Below are 26142 nucleotides of genomic sequence, written 5' to 3' on the forward strand. Positions count from 1 at the left end.
AACGACGACGACCCGAGAACCTCAGTAGCTGTTGGAGCACCTCATGCGCCGAGGTGCCGGTCCGGTCAGGGAGTCGGTGGCCCGTCTGGTCGGTTGTCGGGGGTGTGAACGGTCGAACGGTTCCTGGCCACTTGCCGGCGGACGGCCTCCGCCTCCGCGTGGGCGAGGGCGAGGTCGGTCGGCTGCGCCACCTCTCGCTCGGCGTCGGCGATGACGACGCGGGCCTGTTCCTCGATCGCCGTCGACCGCTCGGCATCGTCGGCGACCACGGCGGCGCAGTTGTGCAGCAGGCGGAGCAGGGCATGCGCGACGGTCGGTTCGCGGGCTCCGTAGCGTCGGATGAGCCCGCACATCACGGCGAGGTATTCCGGAAACCGCCGCCCGGGAATGATCACGGCCCCAGCGGCGTCGCGGACGACGTGGTTGCCCAGGGGGCGCCTGGCGAGCACACAGAAGATCACGGACAGGTGGTCGATGGCCTGCACCGCCGTGTACGGGTCGTTGACCGCCGGAGACAGCGCCTTGCAGGCGACGTCGACCAGTTGCCGGATTCCGAACGCAGCGTCCTGTTCCAGGGTGCGCTCGAATCCGATACGGACGCCGGCGTCCATCACCTGCGAGAACTCATGAGGGGCCGGAGCGGGATCATGCGGTGAAGCCCGCCAGACCCATGCCAGTGTCGTTCCCGCGACGACGTGTTCGCCCACCCGGGGCCGCAGCCGCAGACAGACACCGTGCTCGGCCGCGGTCCGCAGCAGCAGGTGCGGGCGCACCACCTGCACGTACCCGGAGCGGTGGGAGGCAATGGCCACGGCCCACTCCGGCACCTCGACAACAGCTTCGCCACCCGCGAACACCCCGTCGCGGATCACGTGGACGGTGTTGCGCTCCACCACGTTCATGATCGCGTCGACCTGGATGGAGTGCACTAGATGGTCGGCGAAGAACACCAGCAGGCCGAGGCTGACGAACAGCAGCACGAGCGCGCCGCTCACCGCAAACCGGGGAAAGTTCTCGGAGCGGCCCCCTCCCGAAACACCGACCGTGTAGAGACCTGCCGCGCTGTAGGCGAAGGTAGCCACGAAGACGCTGAGCACGATCTGATTGGGCCGGTCGCGGAGAAAGTTGCGCAGCAGCCGCGGCGAGAACTGGGTGGACGACAGTTGCAGCGCGACCACGGCCAGGCCCAGCAGCACGGCGATGACCGTCACCATCGTCCCGGTGATCCCGATCAACAGCGTCCGGGCATCGTCGGCGGTCCCCTGAAACGCCAGCGGCGAGCCCGAGCCGGTCTTGATGAGGGACAGCAGCGCCCCGGTGACCAGTGCGGCCATCACGGACAGGGTGGGAAGCACCCACAGCGACCCGCGAACGTACTCCGCCAGCGCATCACGTCGGATCATGGGCAACCCCCGCACGTCGGTGCTTGGCCGGGTATGGCCAGTATCTGACGTGCGCGTCGACTGTCCAAGTGATCACGCTCCCTGAGATCACGGCGTTCCGAGCAGTCCGCGCCCTCGGTCACCCCTGCTCATCGGGTCACCCCATAGCGGGCAGACGGACGGATGACTCAAGGAGGATTGGAGGGAGGATAAAGGGCATGAGCGAGCCCACCGGCAAGTACTCGATCACCATGCCGCGCGACATCGCTGAGGCCGCCAAGGCCCGCAGTGGTCCCTCCGGCCTGTCCGCCTACGTGGCCGCCGCCGTCGCCCGGCAGATCGAACGCGACAACCTCAACGAGCTCATCCAGGTCGCCGAGGCCGAGCACGGCCCCGTCACCGACGAGGAGATCCAGGCGCTGCGCGACCAGCTCCACCAGAACCGCCTCGAGCAGACCCGCGGCAGGGCGGACGCGGCGTGACCCGCTCTCCCGCCGTACCCGGCGGCACCTTGGTCCTCGACAGCGAGGGGCTGTCCAAGGCCGTGCTGCGCGACCGTACGGTCACCGGCTGGTTCGCCCTGGCCCGCGCCGACGACCTGAGGGTGATCACGTCTGCGGCCACCCTGGTCGAGGTGGTCCATCCCCGGATCAATCGCCCCGCCCTGGAGCGGACCCTCTCCCGCCTCATCGTGGAGCCGGTCACCGAGCCGATCGCCCGGCACGCCGCCGCCCTCCTCGCCGGCACCGGCCTGCACGGCCACAAGCACGCCATCGACGCCATGCTCAGCGCCACCGCCCTCGCCGCCCCCGGCCCCGTCACGATCCTCACCTCGGACCCCGAGGACCTGACTCCCCTGTGCAGCGGCCAGGCCACCGTGATCAAGATCTGACCCAGGCGCTCGTCGGCCAGGGCCCCCTTCAGCCCTGCCTCTACTCGCCATCAGGCTCGGGTGGCTGGTCGCAGGAGCTCAGGAGCTCTTCGATGCGCTGATTGTTGACGGACTGCGGGTCGTACAGGCACTTCGCGTACCGGCTCAGCAGGACCTCGACGCTGCACCCCGCCCGCTCGGCGACCTCGGCCGGGTCCGCACCCGCTCCCGCTCCCGCTCCCGCGCACAGCCACGCGGACAGCGCCGAGTGCCGAGTGCCGAGTGCCGCAGATCGTACGGCCGCTTCGCGAGCGAAGGCCTCGTGAGAGCGGGAGACAGGGCGAACTCCCGGGTCTCGTGCCAGACCCGGTGATAGGTGATGCAACTGATGACCCGGCCCTGCTTGGAAGAGCAACCGCCCATCGTCGGCCGCACCGAACGCGGTGACATGCCCCCTCCGCATCGCCACAAGATGCGGCGGCAGCGGCACCGCCCGCGCTTCCCCTGGCGGGCGGTTCTTCAGCCCGCGCTCGTCGTGGTACTCACCACTGTCGGTCCACCGTTTACCGGCCTGCGACCGAGTGCGATACAGGATCAACTGCCTCCAACCGCTCCGCGGCAGGCGGCAGTCCGGCAGCGCAACCGCCTCCTCGGGACGCACCGGCAGATCGCTGAAAGTATCGAAGCGATTGCACAGTGCATCCATGCGGCAGGCGCGGACAAGAGAGGCCCGCCCCATGAAGCCTTCGGGATCGAAATTACCTGCGAACGCAGCGAGGACCGCGACCATAAGGTCGAGGCCCTCGTCTCCGTATCGTCAATCGTTGTGTCCGAGGGGGGACTTGAACCCCCACGCCCGATAAAGGGCACTAGCACCTCAAGCTAGCGCGTCTGCCATTCCGCCACCCGGACTAGGTGTCTGTCGCCTTACCGGGGCTGTTCCCCGCGGCGACATGGATAACAATACCAAGGTTTCGGAGTGCGTTTCACCTGCGTATCCGCCCCGGGGACGGCGTCCGGGGCGACGGCGGCACGGCGATGGCGGCCGTGCACGAACCGTGATCGGCCGGTCACGAGTCGACGTCGGTGGCCGGGAAGCTCCCAGGCGGCCGGCTGCTGTGTCCCGGCTCTACGATCTGCTCACGATCGCGGAGGGGGAACACCGTATGGACGCCACACGTGTGGGTGCCGCACAGTCCGGGCCCATACCGCCCGGGCCGACACCCGGGATCACGCCGTCAGGGATCACGCCGCCGGACACCGCGCCGCCAGTCCCGGACGACGAGGAGCCGGGGCGTCGCGTCACCAGTCTCGAGCTCTTCTTCGATCTCGTCTTCGTCTTCACGCTCACCCAGCTGACGGTGCTGCTGGCGCACAATCTGTCGTTCGCGACGGCCGCCCGGGTGGCGCTCATCCTGGTCGTGCTGTTCTGGATGTACGGCGCCTATGCCTACCTGACCAACCAGGTGCCGCCCGACCGGCCGTCGAGACGGCTGCTGCTGATGCTCGGCATGGCCGGCTTCCTGGTGTGCGCGCTGGCGATCCCGCGTGTCTTCGACGACACCGGCGTGGTCTTCGGCCTCGGCTTCCTCCTGGTGGTCGTCGTCCACACCGCGTTGTACACGCGCAGCCACGGCTGGGACTCCGTCTGGTACGGCGCCTCGAACGCGCTGGCCGCCCTGTCGGTGACCGGCGCAGGCCTGGTCGACGGGTTCGCGGCGGACGGCCTGTGGGTGCTCGCGCTCGGGCTGCAGTTCGTGACCCCGTTCGTCGCCGAGCACGGTCCCGGCCGCCGGGACGGGCGCAGTGCGGCGGCGATGCGGGAGCAGCTGGGCAGCCTGGATCCGGCGCACTTCGTGGAACGCCACGGGCTGCTGCTGATCATCGCGTTCGGCGAGTCCGTGATCTCCATCGGTGTCGGCATCGGTGATCTGCCGCTCACGCCGGGCCTGTTCTGCGGGGCGTTCCTGGCGCTCGCCCTCGCGGTCGCGATGTGGTGGACGTACTTCGTACGGGACGAGGAGGCTGCGGAGGCAGCGTTCCGTGCCACCCCCGCCCCGCAGCGCTGGCGGCTCGCGATGAACGCCTACTACTACGCCTTCCTGCCGATGCTCCTCGGTATCGCCTACCTCGCGGCAGGCCTCAAGAAGACGCTGGGCCACCTGGACGAACACCCGCACTGGGGGCCCGCGTTGGCCCTTGCGGGCGGGGTGGCTCTGTTCTTGGCGGGCGACGCGGCCTTCCGCACGGCCATGGGACTGCGGCCGGTTCGTCATCGCGCGGCCACGGCCCTGCTCGCCCTCGCGACCGCCCCGGCCGCCGTCCGGCTCCCGGTCTACGCCGAACTCCTGCTGCTCGTGGCCGTGTTGGTCGGCATGCTGGCAGTGGAGGCCCGCCGGTGCGCGTCACCGGCCCGCGCCGAGCACCCGGCCGGGGCATGAGAGCAGCCGGGATCTGAAGCGACCCGCCCCGGGCGGCGGGATCAGGTCTTGGCGCTCTCGTGGCAGGCGTGGCAGGCGTGGCAGGCGTGTCGGGTGCGCTCGGTGCGTTCGGTGCGTCGTGCATCAGGCGGCCGGCGAGCTGCTGATCGCCGTCCGGTGATCGTGTCCACCGACTGCCGGAGCTCCGACCACGTGGTGCCGCCGCGCAGACCGGCCCCCGGGGTGCGGTAGCAGCCCTCGGCGTTCAGCCGCTGCAGCGCCTCGCGGACACGGTCGCGCAGCGGGCCGGGGCGATCCGGCCTGGCTCGGACACCGATGCCTGCGGTGGTCCGGACGAACATGCCAAGGGCCCGCTCATGGGCAGCGGACGACCTGTCCGGCGTAGGACAGGTTTCCGCCGAAGCCGAACAGCAGCGCCGGGTCGCCGGTGCGGACCGCGCCCTGTTCGATCAGCTTGGACAGGGCGAGGGGGATGCTCGCGGCGGAGGTGTTGCCGGATTCGGTGACGTCCCGCGCGACCACCGCGTTGACGGCGCCGAGCTTCCGGGCGAGGGGCTCGATGATGCGCAGGTTGGCCTGGTGCAGGACGACCGCGGCGAGGTCGGCGGGGTCGATGCCGGCCTTCTCGCAGGCACGGCGGGCGATGGACGGCAGCTGGGTGGTGGCCCAGCGGTAGACGCTCTGCCCCTCCTGCGCGAACCGGGGCGGGGTGCCCTCGATCCGCACGGCGTGCCCCATCTCCGGCACCGAACCCCACAGCACCGGTCCGATCCCCGGCTCCTCCCCCGGTGCGCAGGCCTCGACCACGGCGGCCCCCGCCCCGTCGCCGACCAGGACGCAGGTGCTGCGGTCGCTCCAGTCGGTGATCTGGGACATCTTGTCGGCGCCGATGACGAGCGCCCGGGTGGCCGCGCCGGCCCGGACGGTGTGGTCGGCGGTGGCGAGGGCGTGCGTGAACCCGGCGCAGACGACGTTGACGTCCATGGCGGCCGGCCGCGGGATGCCGAGCCGGGCCGCGACCCGGGCGGCGGTGTTCGGGGAGCGGTCGATAGCGGTGGAGGTGGCGACCAGCACCAGGTCGATGCCGTCCGGCGTGAGTCCGGCGGCGGCGAGGGCCTTGGCGGCGGCGTACGCGGCGAGTTCGTCGACGGGTTCGTCGGGGCCCGCGATGTGCCGGGTACGGATGCCCGCGCGGCTGCGGATCCACTCGTCACTGGTGTCCACCATGCCGGCCAGGTCGTCGTTGGTGAGCACCCGGGCGGGCTGGTAGTGACCGATGGCGGTGATGCGCGAGCCGTTCATGGACGTATCCCCTCGTTGCCTTGGGTAGCGGGATTCACCAGTGTGTTCGGTGACCCGTGGGTACGAGGGCAGGTGAAGCCACAGGAAAGGGACCCGGCGGTTGTCGGCTTCCTCAAGGCGTGTGCGACCTCACGCTCCATGTGCAGGACAATGAGACCGTGAACCAGCACGCACGGAACCGGGGCTGATCAGGACATGGGACGAGTCACGGAACGACGCAGGGTGCTCCGCATCCGGGACGGAGCGGTCTCCACCCGTCCGGACACGCTCGTCGCCGAGGAACCCCTGGAGATCCGGCTCAACGGCAAGCCCCTCGCCGTCACGATGCGCACGCCCGGTGACGACTTCGCGCTGGCGGCCGGTTTCCTGGTGAGCGAAGGAGTTCTGGCCGCCGCCTGCGATCTGCAGAACATCGTCTACTGTGCGGGGGCGACGGCAGACGGTTCGAACACCTACAACGTGGTCGATGTGAAGACCGCCCCGGGCGTCGCCCTGCCCGACTTCACGCTGGAGCGGAACGTCTACACGTCCTCGTCCTGCGGGCTGTGCGGCAAGGCCAGCCTGGACGCGGTGCGGACGACGGCACGCTGGCCGATCGCCGACACTCCTCCCCTCCGGGTCACCCCGCAGCTGTTGGCAGCCCTGCCCGACCGGCTGCGGGAGGTCCAGCGGGTGTTCGACCGGACGGGTGGCCTGCACGCGGCGGCCCTGTTCGGCGAGGATGGGGAACTGCTGGACGTGCGGGAGGACGTGGGCCGGCACAACGCGGTCGACAAGCTCGTGGGGCGGGCCCTGCAGAACGGGGATCTGCCGCTGTCGCGGACGATCCTGCTGGTGTCCGGGCGGGCCTCGTTCGAGCTGGCGCAGAAGGCGGTGATGGCGGGCATTCCGGTGCTCGCGGCGGTGTCGGCGCCGTCGTCCCTCGCCGTGGACCTGGCCGCCGAGACCGGGCTGACCCTGGTGGGCTTCCTGCGGGGCAGCTCGATGAACGTGTACGCGGGCGAGGACCGCGTCGCCCTGGAGGCTGTGCCCACCCAGGGCTGACCGCTGCCCCGCGGCACGGCGGCGGCGCGGACGGCGGGGAGCGTCCGTCACGGAGGTCCCCCCTGCCATCAGGGGTGCCGCTGTCACGAAGGCGCTGCCCTGTCACGAAGGCGCTGCCCTGTCACGAAGGCGCTGCCCTGTCACGAAGGCGCTCCCGGCCACGGAGTTGCTGCCCGGTCCGGAAATACTGCCTGGTCCGGAGAATGCTGCCCGGCCCGGAGAATGCTGCCGGACCGCGCAGACGCTGCCGGACCACGCAGACGCTGCCGGACCACGCAGACGCCGCCGGACCACGCAGAGACTGTCCGGCCGCAAGGCGCCGTCCGGACCGGGCTCCGACATGGGTCAGTCGGCCGCGAACCGGAGCTGATCGGCCGTCGCGACGGTGCCGAGCCTCGGGAAGTCGAGCCGGGTGGACGCCTCGTGCTCGGCGGCGGTGAAGGCGGTCATGGCATCCTCGGCGAAGACGAGCCGGTAGCCGAGGTCGGCGGCGGCGCGGGCGGTGGACTCCACACCGAGGTTGGTGGCGATGCCGCCGAACACCAGGGTGGTGATGCCGCGTTCACTCAGCCGCTCGTGCAGGCCCGTGCCCTGGAAGCCGCCGATCGTCCGCTTGACGATCTCCAGGTCGCCCTCCCGTGCCAGGCCGGGCACCAGCCCACTGCCGGGCGGTTGTTCGGCGACCGAGGGCCGCTCGACGCGCACGAGTACGACGAGCGCCCCGGCCGACCGGAAGACCGACGCCAGCTCCTCTGCGGTGGCGAGGACTTCGGCGCCTTTGCGGGGTTCCAGGGGCAGCGCGACCATGCGTTCCATCAGGTCGACGAGGACAAGGGCGGTGCGCTGCGGATCGAGCGGGGGAGCTGCGGTCATGACGGAACGTTAGCCGTTGTCAGCCGTCCGTGCCGGAGATCCGGATCAACAGGGCCGTGAACTGATCGCGTTCGGCCGCGGAGAGAGGTGCGAGGAGTTCGTCGTTGGCCGCGCGGGCCGCCTGCTCGCAGCGGGTGAGCAGGCGGGCTCCGTCGTCGGTGAGGGTGACCGCGTTCTTGCGGCGGTCCCTCGGGTCCGGGGCGCGGACGACGAGCCCGGCGGACTGCAGGTCGTTGAGGACGCCGACCACGTCCTTCGGGTCCAGCCCCACGCTGCGGCCGAGGTCGGCCTGGGCGACGGGGCCGAGATCACGGACGGCGGAGAGCAGCACGTGGTGCCACATCTTCATGCCCTCGACGGCGAGGGCGTCGGCGACCAGGCCGCGACCGCGCGCGGCGGCCCTGCCGAGGAGCCAGCTGGGCAGGGAGCGGATCTCGGACAGGGGTGCTTCGGCCATGCCGACAGCCTACCGAAGAAATCGTTGGACTTCCCTACGACCTTCCGATTACCGTTGGGATCACCAATGAATCTATGGGTACTCCCCGCGATGATCGGCCGGGTCCGTCCGGCCACTGGAGGTTGCGATGCGCCGTGTCCGGTACGACAGCACCGGCGGTCCGCTGTTCCTCGAAGAGGCCCCCGTCCCCGCACCCGGACCCGGCGAACTGCTGGTGCGCTGCAAGGCGGTCGGTGTGACGCTGCCGGTGGTGCGCAAGGTCACCGAGGCCGCCGAGCCGATCCCGCTGGGCGGCGAGATCGCCGGCCGCGTGGTGGCGGTGGGCGAGGGCGTCACCCGCTTCGGCACCGGCGACCGGGTCACCGGGCTGTGCTTCGGGCACGGGTACGCCGACTTCGCCGTACTGCACGAGACCATGGCCTCCCCCGTACCGGAGGGGGTCGGCGCCGTCGACGCGGTCGCACTGGTGCGCAGCGGCCTGGTGGCCTTCGGCGCGCTGGAGGCGGCGCGGCCCGCCCCCGGTGAGACCGTCCTGGTCACGGCTGCGGCGAGCGGTGTCGGGCACCTGGCGGTGCAGCTGGCGCGGGCTCGGGGTGCGGGCCGGGTGATCGGCGCCGTCTCCGACCCGGCCAAGGCGGACTTCGTCCGCTCCCTCGGCGCGGACGACTGCGTGCAGTACGCGGACGACAGCTGGGGAGAGCCCGTCGACTGTGTACTGGACGGGGTCGGCGGTGACCTGCTCACCCCCGCCCTCGCCGCACTCGCCCCGCACGGCCGTCTGGTGGCCTACAGCTCTGGCGGCGGCGCGATCCGGGCGTACGACCTGCTGGTGGGCGCCAAGTCGGTGATCGGGTTCCAGATGGCGCTGATCGCCCGCGGCCGGCCGGAGCTGTACGAGCGGTGGCGACAGGAGCTGTGGCGGCTGTACGGCGAGGGGATCCTCCGGCCCGCCGTGCACGGCGAGTTCACCCTCGGGGACGCGGCGAGGGCCCACGCGGTGATCGAGTCGCGGGCCAACCTCGGCAAGGTGGTCCTGCGCCCGTGAGTGCCCGCACGGTTATTGCTGAGGGTGAGGCCCCCCACTACCGTCGATGGGGCGCACGTTTGGACATGGGATGTCCGGATGTCCATACCCGGCCGACGAAGGGCAGGTCGCACCATGCCGTCAGGTCTTCGCGTCCGTCTCAGATCTCTCCTGGCCGCCACGGCCGCCGCCACGGCGCTGCTGGTTGTTCCGCTCGTCGCACCGCACCCCGCGCAGGCCCAGCCCGCCGCGCAGCCGGCGCCGTTCCAGCAGCAGGTCCTGTTCAGGGCCACCCAGGATCCGGGCTACGCCTGCTTCCGCATCCCGGCGATCGTACGGACGAACGACGGGGTGCTGCTGGCGTTCGCCGAAGGCCGGGTCCTGAACTGCGGGGACGCGGCCGACATCGACATCGTCCTCAAGCGCTCCACCGACGGCGGCCGCACCTGGGGCCCGCTGCAGGTGGTCAACGAGGGAGCCGGCGACACACACGGCAATCCGGCACCCCTCGTGGACCGCGACACCGGCCGGATCTGGCTCGCGGAGACGTACAACACGGGCCGCAAGGACGGCGCCGGCTGCTCCGTGCCCTGCGACCGCACCCCCCACCTGCAGTACAGCGACGACGACGGTGGGACCTGGTCCGAGCCCCGCGACCTCAGCCCCGAGATCCTGCCCGCCGACTGGAACTCCTGGTACGCGACCGGCCCCGTGCACGGTGTCCAGCTCACCCGCGGCCGGTACGCCGGCCGGCTGGTCTTCGGTGTCAACACCGAGACATGGGACGGCAGCCGGGTCACCGCCAACCACGCGGCGCTCATCGTCAGCGACGACGACGGCGGCCACTGGCGGATCGGCGCCACCGACACCTGGCCGATCGCCGCCGACGGCACCTTCCGGCAGAAGCCTTCCGAGCTGACCCTGGTCGAGCGCGGCGACGGTTCGCTCCTGGTCAGCGGCCGAGAGCAGGACGGCACCGACCTCGGCCACCGCACCGAGGCGGTCAGCCGCGACGGCGGCTCCAGCTTCGCCGCACCCTTCCGCGCTCTGCCCGACCTGTACACCCCGCAAGTGCAGGGCTCGATGCTGCGGCTGGGCGACCGCATCCTGCTCGCCTGCCCCGCCGACCCGGACCGACGCCGCACGATGATGATCCGGTCCTCCTACGACGGCGGACGCACCTGGGACAGCGTGGACCGCGGCACGGTCGTCACCACGGACTGGTCGGGCTACTCCGACCTGGTGCGCGCCGACGAGGACACCGTGGGCCTGATGTACGAGGGCGGCGCGGTGGACGCGCGCGACGAGATCCGGTTCGCGCGTTTCACCGAGGACTGGCTCGCGCCGCGCCGCGGCCCGGACCCGGTCACCCCCGACCTCGCCCCGTATGCCCGCCCCGCCGCGGTGCTCGGCGACGCCGAGGAGACGGACGGCGTCCTCGGCGGCGCGCTGGAGTTCGACGGCGCCGACGACGCCGTACGCCTGCCGTACCGGGACGGGCTTCCCCTGGCCACCAAGGACTTCACGGCGAGCCTGTGGTTCCGGTACACGGCCAGGAGCGGGGAGCAGCCGCTGATGTGGATGGGTGGCATCGGCACCGGTCAGCCGCAGGTGTGGGTGCGTGGCGAGCCGGCGAACAACCGGATCCAGGGCCTGATCACCGTGCGCAGCGGCGCCACCCCGGCGCGGAGCGTGTCCGTGCGCTCGGACACCGCGTACAACGACGGCCGCTGGCACCACCTGGCGCTCCGCCGCGGCGGCGGCCGGCTGTCGCTGTCCGTCGACGGTACGCAGTGGTCCGTGGCCGGCGTACCGGGGTCGGTCAGCCGTAATTCCCCCTTCGGGGTGCATGTGGGTCAGCGCATGGACAGCCGTGCCTACTTCACCGGAGCGATCGACGAGGTGCACGTCTGGGACCGGGCGCTGACCGACGAGGAGCTGTCCGACCCGAAGGCGCTGCGCTCACCGCAGGACACTGTGCTGTGGCTGCCCCTGGACGAGGTGAGCGGCTGAGATGCCGGGGGCCTCCTCCGGGTCGCGGGCGCGCCGTTTGGCGATGACCGCGCACACCATGAGCTGCATCTGGTGGAAGAGCATCAGCGGCAGCACGGCGAGGGAGGCGTGGGCGCCGAACAGGACGCTCGCCATGGGCAGCCCGGAGGCGAGGGACTTCTTCGAGCCGGCGAACTGGATGGCGATCCGGTCCGCCCGGCCGAAGCCCAGGGCCTTGCCGCCGTACCAGGTCAGGGCGAGCATCACGGCGAGCAGGACGGCCTCGACGGCGAGCAGCGCGGCGAGGCGCGCGGGGCTGACCTGGTGCCACATGCCCTGGGTCATGCCCTCGCTGAACGCGGTGTAGACGACCAGCAGGATCGACCCGCGGTCGACCAGTCCGAGGACCTTCTTGTGCCGGGCGACGAAGGCGCCGATCCACCGGCGCGCCAGCTGCCCGGCGAGGAACGGCACGAGCAGCTGGAGCACGATCTTCACCAGCGAGTCGGCGGAGAACCCGCCGCCGCTGCCGCCGAGCAGGGCCGCGGCGAGCAGCGGGGTGAGGACGATGCCGGCGAGGGAGGAGAAGGAGCCCGCGCAGATGGCGGCGGGCACGTTGCCGCGGGCGATCGAGGTGAAGGCGATGGACGACTGGATCGTGGACGGCACCAGGGTCAGGAACAGCAGGCCCTGGTACAGCGGATGGGTCAGCAGCGCCGGAACGAGAGCGCGCGCGCCGGTCCCCAGCACCGGGAAGACGACGAACGTGCAGGCCAGGACGGCGGTGTGGAGTCGCCAGTGCCGCAGCCCGTCCAGGGCCTCACGGGTGGACAGGCGGGCGCCGTAGAGGAAGAAGAGGAAGGCGATCGCGGCCGTGGAGGCACCGGAGGCCACGTCGGCGCCGGTGCCCCGGGCGGGGAACAGCGCGGCGAGGCCCACCGTGCCGAGCAGCAGCACGATGTAGGGGTCGATCGGCATCCAACTCGGCCAGTGAGGGCGTTTCACGGTGCTCCGATGTGCTGTGCGTGTCCGTCGCTGTGCGTGTGTGTCCATCGTCGCCCTCCGCACGCCGATCGGGAATCCCGTACACCACTCTGACTGTCATCACGATCGACGATGACTGCGTATGCTGCACTTCGTGTACGACCCGACGCAGTTGCGCACCTTCCTCGCGGTCGCCCAGACGCTGAGCTTCACCCAGGCCGCCCGGCGGCTCGGGCTGCGTCAGTCGACGGTCAGCCAGCACGTGCGCCGGCTGGAGGACGCGGCGGGACGCCAGCTGTTCTCCCGGGACACCCACTCGGTGGAGCTGACCGAGGACGGCGAGGCCATGCTCGGCTTCGCCCGCCGGATCCTGGAGGTGCACGAGCAGGCGACGGTGTTCTTCTCCGGCACCCGGGTGCGGGGGCGGCTGCGCTTCGGCGCCTCGGAGGACTTCGTCCTCACCCGGCTGCCGGAGATCCTCGAGGGCTTCCGCTACGACCACCCCGAGGTCGACCTGGAGCTGACGGTGGAACTGTCCGGCACCCTGCACGAGCAGCTGGCCGCCGGGAAGCTCGACCTGGTGCTGGCCAAGCGGCGCCCGGAGGACCCCCGCGGCGAGCTGGTGTGGCGCGACGACCTGGTGTGGATCGGCGCCGAGCGGCTGCGTCTGGAGGCCGGCCGGCCTGTCCCGCTGATCGTGTACCCCCCGCCGGGCATCACCCGGGCCCGGGCCCTGGAGACGCTGGAGGAGCAGGGGCGGCCGTGGCGGATCGTCTGCACGAGCGGCAGCCTCAATGGACTGATCGCGGCGGCGCGGGCCGGACTCGGTGTGATGGCCCACTCCCGGCGGCTGATCCCGCCCGGCCTGTTCCGGCTGCCGGACCGCGCCGGCCTGCCCGAACTGGGCAAGGTCGACTTCGTCCTCGTGCATGGCCGGCGCCGGGGCGCGGCGGAGGACGCCGCGAACGCGCTGGCCGCGGCGGTCCTCGCGGGCGGCGAGCGGCTGCGGCGGCGGGTCGGCTGACGACCGCTCGCGGCGCGCCGGCATCTCGCGCGGCAGGTCAGCGTCCCGCGCGGTAGGTCAGCTGCTTGACCCGGCGCAGGAACGGGGTGGCCTCCACGTGCTGGACGCCGTCCAGGGCGCCGAGCGGGCCGCTCAGGTAGGCGTACAGGTCCGCGGTGTCGCGGACGACGGCGGTGACGACGATGTGGGAGGGGCCCGCCGTGGCGGAGGCGAAAGCGACCTGGTCGTGTCCGGCGAGGGTCTGGCCGACCGTGTGCAGGGCACCGGGCGTGGTGGTGATCCACAGGATGGCCGCCGCAGAGTAGCCGAGGATCTCCGTGTGGTACTCGACGTCGATGTACACGGCGCCGGAGGCGATCAGGGCGGACAGACGGCGTTTGACGGCTGACTCGGAGCGGCCGGTGAGGCGTTCGAGCTCGGGGTAGGTGGCGCGGCCGTCGCGCTCCAGAGCGGCGAGCAGCGGGGCGTCCTCGGGTTCCAGCCGTAGCGGGGCGGCAGGCGTCCCGGCCGGGGTGGGGCGCAGGGCGGCGATCTGCTCGTCGGTCAGGGCCCGGAACTTGCGCAGCCAGCCGTCCGGGCCGCCGTGGAAGCGGTGCAGGAGTTGCAGGGCGCGGATCTCCACGACGCTCGGGGTGCGGGGCAGTTTGCCGAGGAGGAGGTCGTCGTGGTCGGAGGGGCTGCGCGGCCGGGTCAGGCAGAGGATCTCGGTCCCGCCGGAGGCCAGGCCGATCCACTGGGTGTCGGGCCGTTTGGCGAGCGCGTCGGCGATGACGGCGGCGCCGTCGGGGGCGCAGCGCAGGCGGAGCATCCACTGGTCCTGGCCGAGCCGTGCGGCGTCGCGCACGGCGACGACCCGCAGGCCCCCTTGCGCACACAGCCGACGGTAGCGGCGGGCGATCGTCTGGTCGGAGACGCCGAGCACCGCGGCGATGCGGCGGAAGGAGGCGCGGCCGTCGATCTCCAGCGCGGACAGCAGCTTCAGGTCCAGCTCGTCGAAGGTGTCGGATTCCATCTCGAGCATGGCTTCTCCTGTCGGATTTCTCCGGTCCAGGGCCTTCTTGGCCACTGTTCGGTCGTGACATGGACATCGTATGGAGCGACAGGGATCGACAGGGGCGGACGCGAACGGACACGAACGGACGTGACGGACGTGACGGACGCGGACGGCCGCGGAGGGGGAGAGGGATCATGCGGACCTGGGGGACGCTCACGGCCGTGTGCCTGGGCACGTTCATGTTGCTGCTGGATGTGACGATCGTGGTGGTGGCGCTGCCGGACATGGCGCGGGCGCTGCACGCGTCGCTCGGCGAGCTGCAGTGGGTGGTGGACGCGTACGCACTCGCGCTGGCCGCGCTGGTGCTGGGCGTGGGTGCCGCGGCCGACATGGTGGGGCGCCGCCGGGTGCATGTGGCGGGTGTGGCGCTGTTCGCGGGCGCGAGCATGGTGTGCGGTCTGGCGTCGGGACCGGGGCTGCTGGTGGCGGCGCGGGCGGTGCAGGGGGTGGGCGCGGCGGCGATGCTCGCCACCACGCTGCCTCTGCTGGGCTCGGCCTATCACGGGCGGCGGCGGTCGGCGGCCTTCGGTGTGTGGGGCGCGGTCAGCAGCGCAGCCGCGGCGGTGGGGCCGGTGCTGGGCGGGCTGATCGCCGAGGGGCCGGGCTGGCGGTGGATCTTCTTCGTGAACCTGCCGGTGAGTGTCGCCGCGGTGTGGCTGACGCTGCGGACGGTTCCGGAGTCCCGCGGTGCGTCCGCCGAGGCCGGGCCGGGTGCGTCGGCGGAGCCGGGTGCGTGGGCGAGGGTCGACTGGCCGGGTACGGCGGCCTTCGCGGCGTTCGCGGGCGGCACGACGTATGCGGTGGTGCGGGCCGGCGACGACGGCTGGACGGATCCGGTGACACTCGCGGCGTTCGGGTCTGCCGCGGTGGCGCTGGCGGTGTTCGTGCTGGTGGAGCGGCGGGCGGTGCGTCCGCTGCTGGATCTGTCGCTGCTGCGCAGGCCCGCGTTCGCCGGGGTGCTGCTCGGTTCGTTCGCGTTCAACGGGGTGGCGTTCGGCTCGGTGGCGTATCTGTCGATCTGGATGCAGACGCTGCTCGGGCTGTCGCCGGTGCGCGGCGGGCTGACGCTGCTGCCGATGACGGCCGTGTCCATGGTGGTCGCGCTGCTGGTGGGGCGGCTGCTGCACGGGGTGCCGGCGTGGCTGACGATCGGTGGCGGGCTGCTGCTGGTCGGTGCGGGCACGCTGGGCCAGGCGGTGCTGGACGCGGGCTCCGGCTGGACGGCCCTGCTGCCCGGGTTCGTGCTGGTCGGCATCGGCACCGGGCTTGTCGCGCCGACGGCGGCCGGGGCGGCGCTGGCGGCGGTGCCGGCGGAGCAGGCAGGGATGGCGAGCGGTGCGGTGAACACGGTCAGGCAGCTCGGGTACGCGCTCGGGGTCGCCGTCTTCGGCACCGTCCTCACCTCCCGGATGACCGGCCCGCTCCCCCGCGATGCCGCCCACGCCCTGGCCGGCGGCGGCGCGGCGGCCCTCCGCGGCGGCATGGGCGACCACGCCCTGCGGGCCGCGTTCGCCTCGGGTCTGAACGGGGCGCTCGTCGTCGCCGGGCTCGCGGGGCTCGCGGCGGGCACCGCGGTGCTGCTGCTGGTGCGCGCGGGGCGGCCGGCGGCCGGGGCGGTGGCACCGGCGGCCGAGCCGGTGCGCGCGGAGGCGGGGGCGCCGCGCGGGTAGGCGGTGAGGCAGCGCGTGGGTGGCCGACGGTGCGAACGGTCACGGCCGGGCGCGCCGAGGTGCGGCGTGACGGTACGGCGAGGGCGGCCCGGGGCACCGGCGGGCCGCCCTCGCGGCGTTCGGTCGACCGTTCCCGGACGCCGCGGCGCCGGGGCACCGGGGGCGTAACCGGCAGGTACAGATTCGGTGGAGATTAGGGTGCCGGAACTTACTGACTCGTCAGTATTGTGTCCTGCCGTTCCCCATGTGCGGGCATTTTCCGGTCGGCGGACGGGAGAAAGATGGGGTTTGCTGTGTTTCCGCACCCCTCCCGCCCGGTGTGCGCGTGGGGTAGCTTTCACCGCGCTGTGGGGAGCGACACGCACATGACCGAGGAGCGAGGGACCAGGGAGCGGCTTTGCGCGAGTTCACCAACCCTCCGGTGGTGTCGCCGCCGCCTGCGGGCGGTCTGGCCGACGTCGTCTTCGACCATGCCCTGACGGACCCCCGGCACGTCGCGCTCGGCCGCAAGGACGAGTCCGGGCAGTGGCGGGACGTGACGTCGGCGGAGTTCCGTGACGAGGTCCTCGCGCTCGCCAAGGGACTCCTTGCGAGCGGCATCCGCTTCGGCGACCGGGTCGCCATCATGTCCCGCACCCGCTACGAGTGGACCCTGTTCGACTTCGCGCTGTGGACGATCGGCGCCCAGGTGGTGCCGGTCTATCCGACGTCCTCGGCCGATCAGTGCTTCTGGATGCTGTACGACGCCGAGGTGTCGGCGGCGATCGTGGAGCACGAGGACCACGCCATGACCATCGCCACGGTCATCGACCGGCTGCCGCGGCTGCGCCGGCTGTGGCAGCTGGACGCGGGCTGCGTGCAGGAGCTGTACGACGCCGGGGCGCATCTGGAGGACGAGGTGGTGCACCGGCACCGGCAGGCCGTCACCCCCGACTCGGTCGCCACGATCATCTACACCTCGGGGACGACGGGCCGCCCCAAGGGCTGTGTCCTCTCCCACGGCAACTTCATGTGCGAGGCGGACACGGTGATCCGCCGCTGGGAGCCGGTGTTCCACGCCAAGAAGGGCGACGAGGCCTCCACGCTGCTGTTCCTGCCGCTCGCGCACGTCTTCGGGCGGATGGTGGAGGTCGCCGCGATCCGCGGCCGGGTGCGTTTCGGGCACCAGCCGCAGCTGCACGCCGCCGCCCTGCTGCCCGACCTCGTCGCGTTCCGGCCGACGTTCATCCTCGCGGTGCCGTACATCTTCGAGAAGGTGTTCAACGCGGCCCGGCGCAAGGCGGAGAAGGACGGCAAGGCGGCCCCGTTCGAGAAGGCCGTCGACATCGCGGTGAAGTACGCGGAGGCGGTGGAGGCCAAGGCCTGGGGCACCGGGCCCGGCCCGTCGGCGGGGCTGCGCATGCAGCACCAGCTGTTCGACAAGCTCGTGTACGCGAAGGTCCGCGCGGCGATGGGCGGCCGGATACGGAACGCGATGTCCGGTGGATCGGCGATGGACCGTCGGCTGGGGCTGTTCTTCGCGGGCGCGGGCGTGCAGATATACGAGGGGTACGGGCTGACCGAGTCGACCGGCGCGGCGACCGCGAACCCGCCCGAGCAAACCCGCTACGGCACGGTCGGCCGGCCCGTCCCGGGCATGACCGTGCACATCGCGCAGGACGGGGAGATCTGGCTGCACGGCGGCAGCGTCTTCCAGGGCTACCTCAACAACCAGAAGGCCACCGACGAGACGCTGCACGAGGGCTGGCTCGCCACCGGCGACCTCGGCTCCCTCGACGAGGACGGCTATCTGACCATCACCGGCCGCAAGAAGGAGATCCTCGTGACCTCCGGCGGGAAGAGCGTCTCCCCGGGCGTCCTGGAGGAGCGGGTCCGCGACCATCCGCTGGTCAACCAGTGCATCGTCGTCGGCAACGACCGCCCCTACATCGCCGCCCTGGTCACCCTCGACCAGGAGGCCGTCGAGCACTGGCTGCAGATGCGCGGCAAGCCGGGGCTGACCTCGCGTCAGCTGGTGCGCGACCCCGACCTGGAGGCGGAGGTACGGCGTGCGGTGGTCGCCGCCAACACCCTGGTCTCCCAGGCCGAGTCGATCCGTACCTTCCGGATCCTCGCCCAGCCGTTCACGGAGGAACACGGCCTGCTGACACCGTCGCTGAAGCTGAAGCGCAGGGCGATCGAGAAGGCCTACGAGGCCGAGGTGGAGGCCCTGTACCGGGCCTGACGCACCCGACCCGCCCCCGGGCGGGGTGCGCCCAGGAATGCGCATCGACGCCTGATCGTTGACGATGGTGGTATCACCTGTCGACAACCGAAGGATCAAGAGGCTCGTGAGCAGCAAGGTCCCCCCGATCATCCTCAACAACGGCGTCGAGATGCCCCAGCTGGGCTTCGGTGTCTGGCAGGTGCCGGACGACGAGGCCGAGCAGGCCGTCGCCACGGCGCTGGAGGCCGGGTACCGCAGCATCGACACCGCGGCGATCTACGGCAACGAAGCGGGCACCGGCAAGGCGATCGCCGCCTCCGGCCTTCCCCGCGAGGACGTCTTCGTCACCACCAAGCTCTGGAACAGCGACCAGGGGTACGACTCCACACTGCGTGCCTTCGACGCCTCGCTCCGGAAGCTGGGGCTGGAGTACGTCGACCTGTACCTGATCCACTGGCCGCTGCCGTCCCGGGACACCTATCTGGAGACGTACAAGGCGTTCGAGAAGCTCTACAGCGACGGCCGCGTCCGCGCGATCGGCGTGTCCAACTTCCTTCCGGAGTACCTGGAGCGGCTGATCGCCGGAACCTCCGTCATCCCGGCGGTCAACCAGATCGAACTGCACCCGCATCTGCAGCAGCACGCGGCCCGTGAGTTCCACGCCGAGCAGGGCATCCGCACCGAGGCCTGGTCGCCGCTCGGGCAGGGCAAGGGCCTGCTGGAGGTGCCGGCGATCGTGGCCATCGCGCAGAAGCACAACCGCACCCCGGCCCAGATCGTGCTGCGCTGGCACATCCAGCTCGGCAACCTCGTGATCCCGAAGTCCGTGACGCCGTCACGGATCAGGGAGAACATCGATGTGTTCGACTTCAGCCTGGACACCGAGGACCTCGCGGCGATCAGCGCGCTGAACGAGGACCGCCGTATCGGCCCCGACCCGGCCACCTTCGACATCGGCTGACTGACGCCTCGGGGTGCTCACTCGCCTCCACGGCGACCGTCCGCCCGCGCCCGAACGGCGCGGCGGACGGCCCCGGTTGTTGCGTCAGTCGGCCCGCGCGTCCGCGTGCACGACCTCGAACTCCTCCAGGCCGACGACCGTGACGCGCGCCTTGGCCGCGCCCTCGCGCCGGACGGCGGCCTGACCGGCGCGGGAGGCCACGAGGGAGGGCCGGTCGGTGAAGAGCACGCCCACGAGGCCGCGCCCGCGCTCCCGGTCCAGCAGCAGGGCCGCCCGGGACAGTCCGGGCAGCGCCTCCAGCCGGGGCACCACCGTGCCGCGGAAGGTTTCGGTGAACAGGTCCGCGTCCGCGGTGTCGAACTCCACGCGCGACATGCGCAGTCCGCCGCCGGTGGTGGGGTGCGGCAGCGCGTGGAAGACGGGAGCCTCGTAGTTCTCGACCGCCACGGTCCCGGCGAAGGGGTCCATCAGCGCGGACCTGCGCACGCGCATCACCTCGTCGCTGTTGCGCCGGGCCTCCTCGGTCTCCCACCAGCTCACGGCGAACAGTTTGCCGAGGCCACGATCGACGAAGACGCCCGCGCCCCGGTAGCCGGGCCGGCCCTCGAGCAGGTCGCGGCCCTGGCTGTTCAGGGACCGGACGGCCGTGTCGAGCCTGGCCGGATCGCCGGTCGCGTACACCGCGCGTACGAACATGACGCCACTCCTCCCGGGACCGCGCCCTGGGCGGCGGCCGACATGCCCGGCGACAGCGGCGGACATGTCCGGACCGTTCGCTCTCTCCAGTCTTGCCCGGGCGGCTGAGCGCCGCAATGCGCACGTCGCCGAGGGAGCCTGTGTCAGTTGGGCTGGCCCAGCGGGCGCACGACCACGGTGTTGACGTCGACCCCGTCCGGCTGCCGGATCGCCCACACGACGGAGTCGGCGATCTGGTCGGCGGTGAGCAGCCGGCCTGGCGGCAGGGTGCCGAGCCCGTCCCAGAAGGGGGTCTCCACCCGGCCGGGTGCGACGAGCGTGACGCCGATACCGAACTCGGTGACCTGACGCCGGGTGTTCTCCGCGAGACCGGTCACCGCCCACTTGGTGGCGCCGTAGACGTTGCCGGGGGTGTTCACGAATCCGGCGACGCTGCCGATGAGCACGATCCGCCCGCGGGTCTCCTTCAGCGCGTCGACGGAGGCCCGGACGAGGAGGGCGGGACCGAGGACATTGGTGAGCACCATCTCGGTCCAGCCGGCCGGGTCGCCGTCGGCGACCGTGTCGTGGGTGGCGAAGCCGGCGTTGGCGACGACCGTGTCGAGTCGACCGTACGCCTCCAGGGTGCGGTCGACCGCATTCTGTATGTCGTCGAATGCGGACGCGTCACCGACGACCGTCTGAAGTTCCTTGGGATGGCCCATCCGCTCGGCGAAGTCCCGCAGCCGCGCCTGGCCTCGTCCGGTGACGGTGACCCGGTATCCGGAATCCAGCAGTTGCCGGGCGACGGCGGCTCCGATACCGCTGCCGCCTCCCGTGATGAGCGCAACCGGCGCGTCGTTCATGGATACCCCCTGTTGTCCTGAGCCGTTCCGCATGGATGTGCGTCGCAGAGTCCACCACTTGGAGAGCGCTCGAAGTCAAGGTGCCGCCGTGCCGCCGTCGCCCGCGCCGGCCGGAGGGGGTCTACGCCGGTCGGACCGCCGTGTGCACCGTGTACGCGCCCAGCAGGAACACGTCGGGCCTGCGGTGCACGCTCGCCGGGTCGGCCGGGTCGAGCAGACGGCCCAGGGTGGCCATGTCCTCGGCCTCCAGCGTGTCGGTGAAGGCGTCGCGCAGGCGGGCGAGGGAGGCGGCGACGTAGGCGCGGGCGCGGTCGGGCGCGGGGGCGGGCAGGTCCAGGAGGAAGCTGCGGGTGCGGGGGTGCTCGAGGCCCGCGGAGGTCAGCAGCGCCGGCCAGTCCTCGGTGACGGAGACGGACCCGGGCAGACCGTCCCGCATGCGGGCGAACCACTCCTCCTCCAGCGCGTCGAGCCTGGCCTGGAGTCCGGGCCGGCCGATGCCGATGTCCCGGGGCAGGAAGCGCGAGGGCAGTCCGCCTTCGAGGAGGGCGAGGGTGCCGCCGGGGGCGAGGTGGGCGGCGAAGGCGGTGAGCGCGGCCTGCTGGTCGCCGAGGTGGTGCAGGCTGCGGCTGGCCCACAGCAGGTCGACCGGGTGGTCCAGCTCGTCCAGGACGGCGGGCAGTTCACCGGCGAGGGTGTCGAACCGGTCGGCCACCCCCTGGTGCGCGGCGCGGGCGCGGGCGCGCTCCAGCAGCGGCGCGGTGCCGTCGACGGCGACGACCTCGGCCCCGGGGAAGGCCTCCGCGAACAGGCAGGCGACGACGCCGGGTCCGCTGCCCGCGTCCACGATCAGCGCGGGCTTGGTCACTTCCTGCCCGAGCCAGGCCATGGCCCGCTCGTAGACGGGGGTGAACAGCTCGGCCTGCGCCTCCAGCAGGGGGCCCAGTTCGTTCCAGTCGATGTCGGCGTCCCCGTGCCCGTGCTGGTGCTGGTGCTGGTGTTCGTTCGTGTGGCCCGGCGTGTGCGGGTGCTGCTCGTGCTCGTACTCCATGATGTTCAGCCTCTCTTCCGGATGCGGTCATCGTGCGACGGCACACCGGGCGGAAGCCGGTTCTGTTGCCGGTACGGCAAAAACGGGTGGGCGAAAGGTGAGGTAACGGCAAGTCCGGCCGGGCAGGAACGACCGGCCGGAGCGGGCAGACGGGGACCGTTCGGCCGTGGAGCGCGCGATCCGCCGGGGTCTGTCCCTGGGCGGGGTCCGACCCCGGCGGAGTCTCAGCCGGTCAGGACAGCGGCGGGTCGATGCGCATGCCGATGTCCGAGTTGAAGCCGGCGAGGCCAGTTGGCTGCGGAAGGCCTGGTCGAAGGACAGCTCGTCGACGTAGCGGTTCCGGTCGACCCACTTCGACCGGCGCACGGAGGTGCCGTGGTACTTGTCGATCTCGGTGGGGCCGAGTTCGCCGTTCGAGGCGAGGGCGGCGCGGTCGCGGCCCGGCAGGTCGTGGATCACGAGCTGGACGACCCCCCACCGTGCGCGGGATCCGCGGTATCACGGCCGGGTGCCGGCACTGACAGGCGCCGTTCGTCACCCGGCGGGCGGCTTACGGAATGCCCGCACGGTGAACCGCGGGTCGGGGCGCGGGCGGTCCTGGTCCGGGAGGAGGGACAGCTCCGCGGCGAACTCCTCGATGCGCGGATCACCGGGCGGCAGGAGGGTGAACCAGCCCCGGCGCAGATCGCCGATGGCGGAACGGGGGCTGCGGCCCTGTCCGACGCCGGGGAAGGTGGCCTGCCCGGCGGGGGCCAGCGCATGCTCGGCGGCGTACGCGGCGACGGTGTCGCCGGCGTCCTGGGCGGGGACGCCGGGACGCCGGGCGAGGACGGCGTCGATGTCGCTGCCGACGTCGTGCGCGTCGGTCTTGTCGACGGTGGTGACGTAGACCCCGCCGGGCCGAAGGACGCGAGCGCACTCGGCGACGATGGCGCGGACGTCGGCGGCGTCCTCCAGCAGGTGCAGCAGCCAGACGCTGGTGACCGCGTCGAAGGTCGCGTCGGCGAACGGCAGCCGACGGCTGTCGGCCGTGAGGACGGCGCCGGGAAGGCGGGCCGCGGCCATCCGGGTCATGGCGGGGGCGAGGTCCGCGCCCGCCACCCGCAGATCCGGCCTCGCCTCGACGAGCCGCCGGGTGACGATCCCGGTGCCGCAGGCGACGTCGAGGAGACGGCCCGGAGCGTCCCCGGACCGGTCGGGCAGCAGGCGCAGGACGGCCTCGGCCGCCGCTTGCGCACGGGGCTCGCCGCCGCGGGAGGCGTCGTAGGCCCGGGCTTCTTTGTCGTAGTCCAACACGCCCCTCAGTGTGCCCCGTGGCCTGGAGCGATGTCCTCCACCCTGCGGGCGAGCGCGAAGTCCTTCGCAGTGACGACACCCCCCGCGCTGTGTGTGTTCACGCTGAGGGAGACGGTGTTGTAGCCGAGGGTGAGGTCGCTGTGGTGGTCCAGCTCGTCCTGGATGGCGGCGATGTGCGCGACCAGTGCCGCGGCGGCGACGTGCGAGCCGAGCCGGTAGCTGCGGGTGAGGCGGTCGCCGTCCACCGACCAGCCGGACAGCCCGGCCAGCCGGTCCTCGATCTCCTTCGGCGACAGCGGTTCGACGGCCATGGCCTGTCTCCCTTCGTGGCGGTCGGGTCCCCGCCCCAGCCTGCCACGACCGGCCTGCCTACGGCCTGCTGCGTTCGGCTCCCGGTGGAGCGGGCTGCCGTACACCGCCGACCGTCCACCGCGCACCGACCGTCGCTCTGTGGTCCACGACCTGTCGCTGACCTCCGGTGCGTGTGCGAGTACGGTCGACTGCATGAGCATTGTCGCGATCGGTCCGTCTCCCTCGGCAACCGCCCCCACGGACAAGGGCGTCGGCCCGCTGCTGCGCGCCTGGCGGGAGCGGCGCCGGATCTCTCAGCTGGAGTTGGCGCTGCGCGCGGACTCCTCGGCCCGGCACATCAGTTTCATCGAGACGGGCCGCTCCCGGCCGAGTGAGGAGATGGTGCTGCGGCTGGCCGAGCATCTGGACGTGCCGGTGCGGGAGCGCAACGCCCTGCTGCTGGCGGCCGGTTACGCCCCGCACTACCCGGAGACACCGCTGGACGATCCCTCGCTGGACGCGTTGCGCGACGGCATGGAGCGTCTCATCCGCGGCTACGAGCCGTATCCGGCGCTGGTGGTCGACGCCGGATACACGGTGGTCGCCGCCAACCGGGGCATCGCGATGCTGTTGGAGGGGGTGCCGGCAGAGCTCATGACACCGGCGCCGAACGCGATGCGGCTGACGCTGCACCCCGAGGGCCTGGCGCCGCGGATCCGTAATCTGCGGGAGTGGCGCGGGCACTTGCTGGCGCAGATGGAGCGGGAGATCGCCCTGTACCGCTCGGATGCGCTGCGTGCCCTGTACGAGGAGGTCGCCGGCTATCCGGTGCCCGAGGACGCCTGCGGCGGCGAACCGGCGGAGCCGGTGCCGTACTTCGCGTTGCCGTTGCAGATCGAGCACGACGGGCGGGTGCTGTCGTTCGTGTCGTCGATCTCGACGTTCAACACACCGATGGACGTCACGGTCTCCGAGCTGGCCATCGAGACGTTCCTGCCGGCGGACCGGGCGACCACCACCTACCTGCATGCGCTGATCGGTTGACCTTTCCCTGTTCGGACCGGTGCCGAGAGCGTGTGCGAAACGGCGTCCGCATGACACACTGCCCGGGGTAATTCGGCGCGTTGGGGAGGGCGTGGCGTTGAGTGAGCGGCGGGCCGCGCCCACGGTGGGCCAGGTGGTGCTCGGCAAGCGGTTGCAGGAACTGCGGGAGGCGGCCGGACTCAGCCGGGAGGAGGCCGCGCACGTCCTGCGGGTCGCGTCGGCGACCGTACGGCGGATGGAGATGGCCGAGGTCACGCTGAAGATCCCGTACGTGCAGGTGCTGCTGTCCGCGTACGGCGTGCCCCCCGAGGAGGCGGAGGCGTTCGTCCGGCTGGCGGAGGAGGCGAACCAGCCGGGGTGGTGGCAGCGGTTCCACGATGTGCTGCCGGACTGGTTCAGCCTGTACGTGAGCCTGGAAGGCGCCGCCCGGATCGTACGCTCGTACGAACCGCACTTCGTGCCCGGCCTGCTGCAGACGGAGGAGTACGCACGGGCGGTGCTGGAGGCCGGCACGATCGGGCAGACCGGGCCGGAGACGATCGAACGGCATGTGTCGCTGCGCATGGAGCGGCAGCGGCTGCTGGAGCGGGACGATCCTCCGCATCTGTGGGTGATCATGGACGAGACCGTGCTGCGGCGTCCGGTGAGCATGCGCGCCGAGGTGATGCGCAAGCAGGTGGACCGGCTGCTGGAGTACGCGGAGCGGGACCGGGTCACCCTCCAGCTGGCCGAGTTCGCGGCGGGCCCGCATCCGGGGACGTACGCGCCGTTCACGCTGTTCCGGTTCGCCGAGCCGGAGCTGCCGGACATGGTGTTCACCGAGTACCTGACCGGTGCGCTGTATCTGGACTCCCGCCGGGAGGTCTCCGCGCATCTGGAGGTGCTGGACCACATGACGGCGCGGGCCGCGTCCGCGCAGCGCACGAAGAAGATCCTGTGGGAGCACCGCGCGAACCTGTGACGTCCGCCGCCCTGACCCGTACGGACGGTCTGAGCGAGTGCGTTCCCGTGCTCCCCCCTAGGTTCAGAACCACGGGGTGACGAACTTCCACGTGCTGCGCGGGCGGCGGACCGCCGGCGCAGCCGACGACGTGCGGGAGGCCCGATGCCCTCGGACGCGGTGCTGTACCAGGCGGCTGCGCTCTGTCTCACCTACCCGGACGAGGACTTCTTCGCCCGGCTGCAGCTGCTGCGCGAAGCCGCCCCCCAGTTACGGAGGTTCACCGACCACGCGGCCCTCACCCCGCCGCAGGAGCTGGCCGCCCACTATGCGGAGGTCTTCGACTCCAAAAGCCGGCACAGCCTGTACCTGAGCCGGTGGCACGACGGCGACACCCGGCACCACGGTATGTCCCTGGGCCGCTTCAAGGACGCCTACCGTGCGCACGGGCTGGAGTTGAGCGGCGAGGAACTGCCGGACTTCCTGCCGGCGGTGCTGGAGTTCACGGCCCGCACCGGCGACACCGAGCTGCTGACCGAGTACCGCGACGGCCTGGAACGGCTGCGTCGCCGGTTGACCGGACACGGCACACCGTATGCCGCCGTGCTGGACGCGGTGTGCGCCGCACTGCCGACCGTACGCAGCGGACGGACCGGGATGCGCCCATGAGGGCTGTTCGCGGGGCGGCTGGAGGGTC

The 26142-nt window shown here is 71.8% G+C and carries 26 protein-coding genes and 1 tRNA gene; 13 read left to right on the forward strand and 14 right to left on the reverse strand.

Annotated elements, in window-relative coordinates; all coding sequences use genetic code 11:
• Nucleotides 1–65: 65 nt before the first annotated feature.
• The gene (locus K7G59_RS18490) at nt 66–1403 is read right to left on the reverse strand and encodes a DUF2254 domain-containing protein (RefSeq protein ID WP_225835568.1); all 1338 of its coding nucleotides are present in this window, start codon (nt 1401–1403) and stop codon (nt 66–68) included.
• A gap of 197 nt (nt 1404–1600) precedes the next feature.
• Here K7G59_RS18490 and K7G59_RS18495 point away from each other — a divergent pair, with 197 nt between their 5' ends.
• Both K7G59_RS18495 and K7G59_RS18500 read left to right on the forward strand, forming a co-directional pair.
• Nucleotides 1601–1864, forward strand: coding sequence for a CopG family transcriptional regulator (locus K7G59_RS18495; RefSeq protein WP_225835569.1), 264 nt, complete (start codon nt 1601–1603; stop codon nt 1862–1864).
• Entirely contained in the window at nt 1861–2274 is a 414-nt protein-coding gene (locus K7G59_RS18500) for a type II toxin-antitoxin system VapC family toxin (protein WP_225835571.1), read from the forward strand. Before K7G59_RS18495 ends, K7G59_RS18500 begins: the two co-directional genes overlap by 4 nt.
• A gap of 40 nt (nt 2275–2314) precedes the next feature.
• Here the strand turns inward: K7G59_RS18500 and K7G59_RS18505 are convergent, their stop codons facing one another.
• Together K7G59_RS18505 and K7G59_RS18510 are read right to left on the reverse strand one after the other, a co-directional pair.
• A complete protein-coding gene (locus K7G59_RS18505; protein ID WP_225835572.1) occupies nt 2315–3043 on the reverse strand; it encodes a hypothetical protein in 729 nt (242 codons plus the stop codon).
• Nucleotides 3044–3080: 37 nt separating this feature from the next.
• Nucleotides 3081–3165, reverse strand: a tRNA-Leu gene (locus K7G59_RS18510).
• Between the two features lie 254 nt (nt 3166–3419).
• On the opposite strand from K7G59_RS18510, the gene K7G59_RS18515 reads away from it, so the two are divergent.
• Nucleotides 3420–4694, forward strand: a complete 1275-nt coding sequence (locus tag K7G59_RS18515; protein ID WP_225835574.1) for a low temperature requirement protein A — start codon at nt 3420–3422, stop codon at nt 4692–4694.
• A 41-nt stretch (nt 4695–4735) separates the two neighbouring features.
• On the opposite strand, the gene K7G59_RS18520 is transcribed toward K7G59_RS18515, so the two are convergent.
• Nucleotides 4736–5035: a hypothetical protein gene (locus tag K7G59_RS18520; RefSeq protein ID WP_225835580.1), complete on the reverse strand. Its 300-nt coding sequence runs from the start codon at nt 5033–5035 to the stop codon at nt 4736–4738.
• Nucleotides 5036–5048: 13 nt separating this feature from the next.
• Entirely contained in the window at nt 5049–5996 is a 948-nt protein-coding gene (locus tag K7G59_RS18525) for a beta-ketoacyl-ACP synthase III (protein WP_225835589.1), read from the reverse strand.
• A gap of 195 nt (nt 5997–6191) precedes the next feature.
• Here K7G59_RS18525 and fdhD point away from each other — a divergent pair, with 195 nt between their 5' ends.
• Entirely contained in the window at nt 6192–7040 is an 849-nt protein-coding gene (gene fdhD / locus K7G59_RS18530) for a formate dehydrogenase accessory sulfurtransferase FdhD (protein WP_225835591.1), read from the forward strand.
• A gap of 345 nt (nt 7041–7385) precedes the next feature.
• On the opposite strand, the gene K7G59_RS18535 is transcribed toward fdhD, so the two are convergent.
• Nucleotides 7386–7913 (reverse strand): isochorismatase family protein, encoded by a 528-nt coding sequence (locus K7G59_RS18535; protein WP_225835593.1) that lies wholly within the window; start codon nt 7911–7913, stop codon nt 7386–7388.
• 19 nt (nt 7914–7932) lie between these two features.
• The gene (locus K7G59_RS18540) at nt 7933–8370 is read right to left on the reverse strand and encodes a MarR family winged helix-turn-helix transcriptional regulator (RefSeq protein ID WP_225835596.1); all 438 of its coding nucleotides are present in this window, start codon (nt 8368–8370) and stop codon (nt 7933–7935) included.
• A gap of 127 nt (nt 8371–8497) precedes the next feature.
• On the opposite strand from K7G59_RS18540, the gene K7G59_RS18545 reads away from it, so the two are divergent.
• Nucleotides 8498–9415 (forward strand): zinc-binding dehydrogenase, encoded by a 918-nt coding sequence (locus tag K7G59_RS18545; RefSeq protein WP_225835598.1) that lies wholly within the window; start codon nt 8498–8500, stop codon nt 9413–9415.
• A 114-nt stretch (nt 9416–9529) separates the two neighbouring features.
• The gene (locus K7G59_RS18550; protein ID WP_225835600.1) at nt 9530–11407 is read left to right on the forward strand and encodes a sialidase family protein; all 1878 of its coding nucleotides are present in this window, start codon (nt 9530–9532) and stop codon (nt 11405–11407) included.
• On the opposite strand, the gene K7G59_RS18555 is transcribed toward K7G59_RS18550, so the two are convergent.
• Entirely contained in the window at nt 11357–12391 is a 1035-nt protein-coding gene (locus K7G59_RS18555; RefSeq protein WP_225835602.1) for a bile acid:sodium symporter family protein, read from the reverse strand. The genes K7G59_RS18550 and K7G59_RS18555 overlap by 51 nt on opposite strands.
• 133 nt (nt 12392–12524) lie before the next feature.
• On the opposite strand from K7G59_RS18555, the gene K7G59_RS18560 reads away from it, so the two are divergent.
• A complete protein-coding gene (locus K7G59_RS18560) occupies nt 12525–13394 on the forward strand; it encodes a LysR substrate-binding domain-containing protein (protein WP_225835925.1) in 870 nt (289 codons plus the stop codon).
• A 37-nt stretch (nt 13395–13431) separates the two neighbouring features.
• Here K7G59_RS18560 and K7G59_RS18565 read toward each other — a convergent pair whose 3' ends face one another.
• Nucleotides 13432–14415 (reverse strand): Lrp/AsnC family transcriptional regulator, encoded by a 984-nt coding sequence (locus K7G59_RS18565; protein WP_225835604.1) that lies wholly within the window; start codon nt 14413–14415, stop codon nt 13432–13434.
• Nucleotides 14416–14582: 167 nt separating this feature from the next.
• Here K7G59_RS18565 and K7G59_RS18570 point away from each other — a divergent pair, with 167 nt between their 5' ends.
• From K7G59_RS18570 to K7G59_RS18580, 3 genes are all read left to right on the forward strand, one after another.
• Nucleotides 14583–16118 carry an MFS transporter gene (locus tag K7G59_RS18570; RefSeq protein ID WP_225835606.1) on the forward strand — a complete coding sequence of 512 codons (1536 nt, stop codon included), beginning with the start codon at nt 14583–14585 and terminating at the stop codon, nt 16116–16118.
• A 397-nt stretch (nt 16119–16515) separates the two neighbouring features.
• The gene (locus tag K7G59_RS18575; protein WP_225835609.1) at nt 16516–18342 is read left to right on the forward strand and encodes a long-chain fatty acid--CoA ligase; all 1827 of its coding nucleotides are present in this window, start codon (nt 16516–16518) and stop codon (nt 18340–18342) included.
• Between the two features lie 106 nt (nt 18343–18448).
• Nucleotides 18449–19285, forward strand: coding sequence for an aldo/keto reductase (locus K7G59_RS18580; protein WP_308295056.1), 837 nt, complete (start codon nt 18449–18451; stop codon nt 19283–19285).
• An 84-nt stretch (nt 19286–19369) separates the two neighbouring features.
• Here the strand turns inward: K7G59_RS18580 and K7G59_RS18585 are convergent, their stop codons facing one another.
• From K7G59_RS18585 to K7G59_RS18610, 5 genes are all read right to left on the reverse strand, one after another.
• A complete protein-coding gene (locus tag K7G59_RS18585; RefSeq protein ID WP_225835611.1) occupies nt 19370–19981 on the reverse strand; it encodes a hypothetical protein in 612 nt (203 codons plus the stop codon).
• A 143-nt stretch (nt 19982–20124) separates the two neighbouring features.
• Nucleotides 20125–20826 (reverse strand): SDR family oxidoreductase, encoded by a 702-nt coding sequence (locus K7G59_RS18590; RefSeq protein WP_225835612.1) that lies wholly within the window; start codon nt 20824–20826, stop codon nt 20125–20127.
• Between the two features lie 121 nt (nt 20827–20947).
• Entirely contained in the window at nt 20948–21874 is a 927-nt protein-coding gene (locus tag K7G59_RS18595; protein ID WP_225835613.1) for a trans-aconitate 2-methyltransferase, read from the reverse strand.
• A gap of 534 nt (nt 21875–22408) precedes the next feature.
• Nucleotides 22409–23170, reverse strand: a complete 762-nt coding sequence (locus K7G59_RS18605; RefSeq protein WP_225835614.1) for a class I SAM-dependent methyltransferase — start codon at nt 23168–23170, stop codon at nt 22409–22411.
• 5 nt (nt 23171–23175) lie between these two features.
• Nucleotides 23176–23481 (reverse strand): 4a-hydroxytetrahydrobiopterin dehydratase, encoded by a 306-nt coding sequence (locus K7G59_RS18610; RefSeq protein ID WP_225835615.1) that lies wholly within the window; start codon nt 23479–23481, stop codon nt 23176–23178.
• Between the two features lie 193 nt (nt 23482–23674).
• On the opposite strand from K7G59_RS18610, the gene K7G59_RS18615 reads away from it, so the two are divergent.
• The 3 genes from K7G59_RS18615 to narJ all read left to right on the forward strand — a co-directional run bounded on the left by K7G59_RS18615 (nt 23675) and on the right by narJ (nt 26114).
• Complete coding sequence (locus K7G59_RS18615) at nt 23675–24505, forward strand: helix-turn-helix domain-containing protein (RefSeq protein WP_225835616.1); 831 nt, start codon at nt 23675–23677, stop codon at nt 24503–24505.
• 97 nt (nt 24506–24602) lie between these two features.
• A complete protein-coding gene (locus tag K7G59_RS18620; RefSeq protein WP_225835617.1) occupies nt 24603–25466 on the forward strand; it encodes a helix-turn-helix transcriptional regulator in 864 nt (287 codons plus the stop codon).
• A gap of 144 nt (nt 25467–25610) precedes the next feature.
• On the forward strand, nt 25611–26114 hold the full coding sequence (narJ, locus tag K7G59_RS18625) for a nitrate reductase molybdenum cofactor assembly chaperone (protein WP_225835618.1): 504 nt from the start codon (nt 25611–25613) through the stop codon (nt 26112–26114).
• Nucleotides 26115–26142: the final 28 nt, after the last annotated feature.

Origin of the sequence: Streptomyces sp. NK08204 (assembly GCF_020400585.1) — a bacterium.
Classification (GTDB): Bacteria; Actinomycetota; Actinomycetes; order Streptomycetales; family Streptomycetaceae; genus Streptomyces.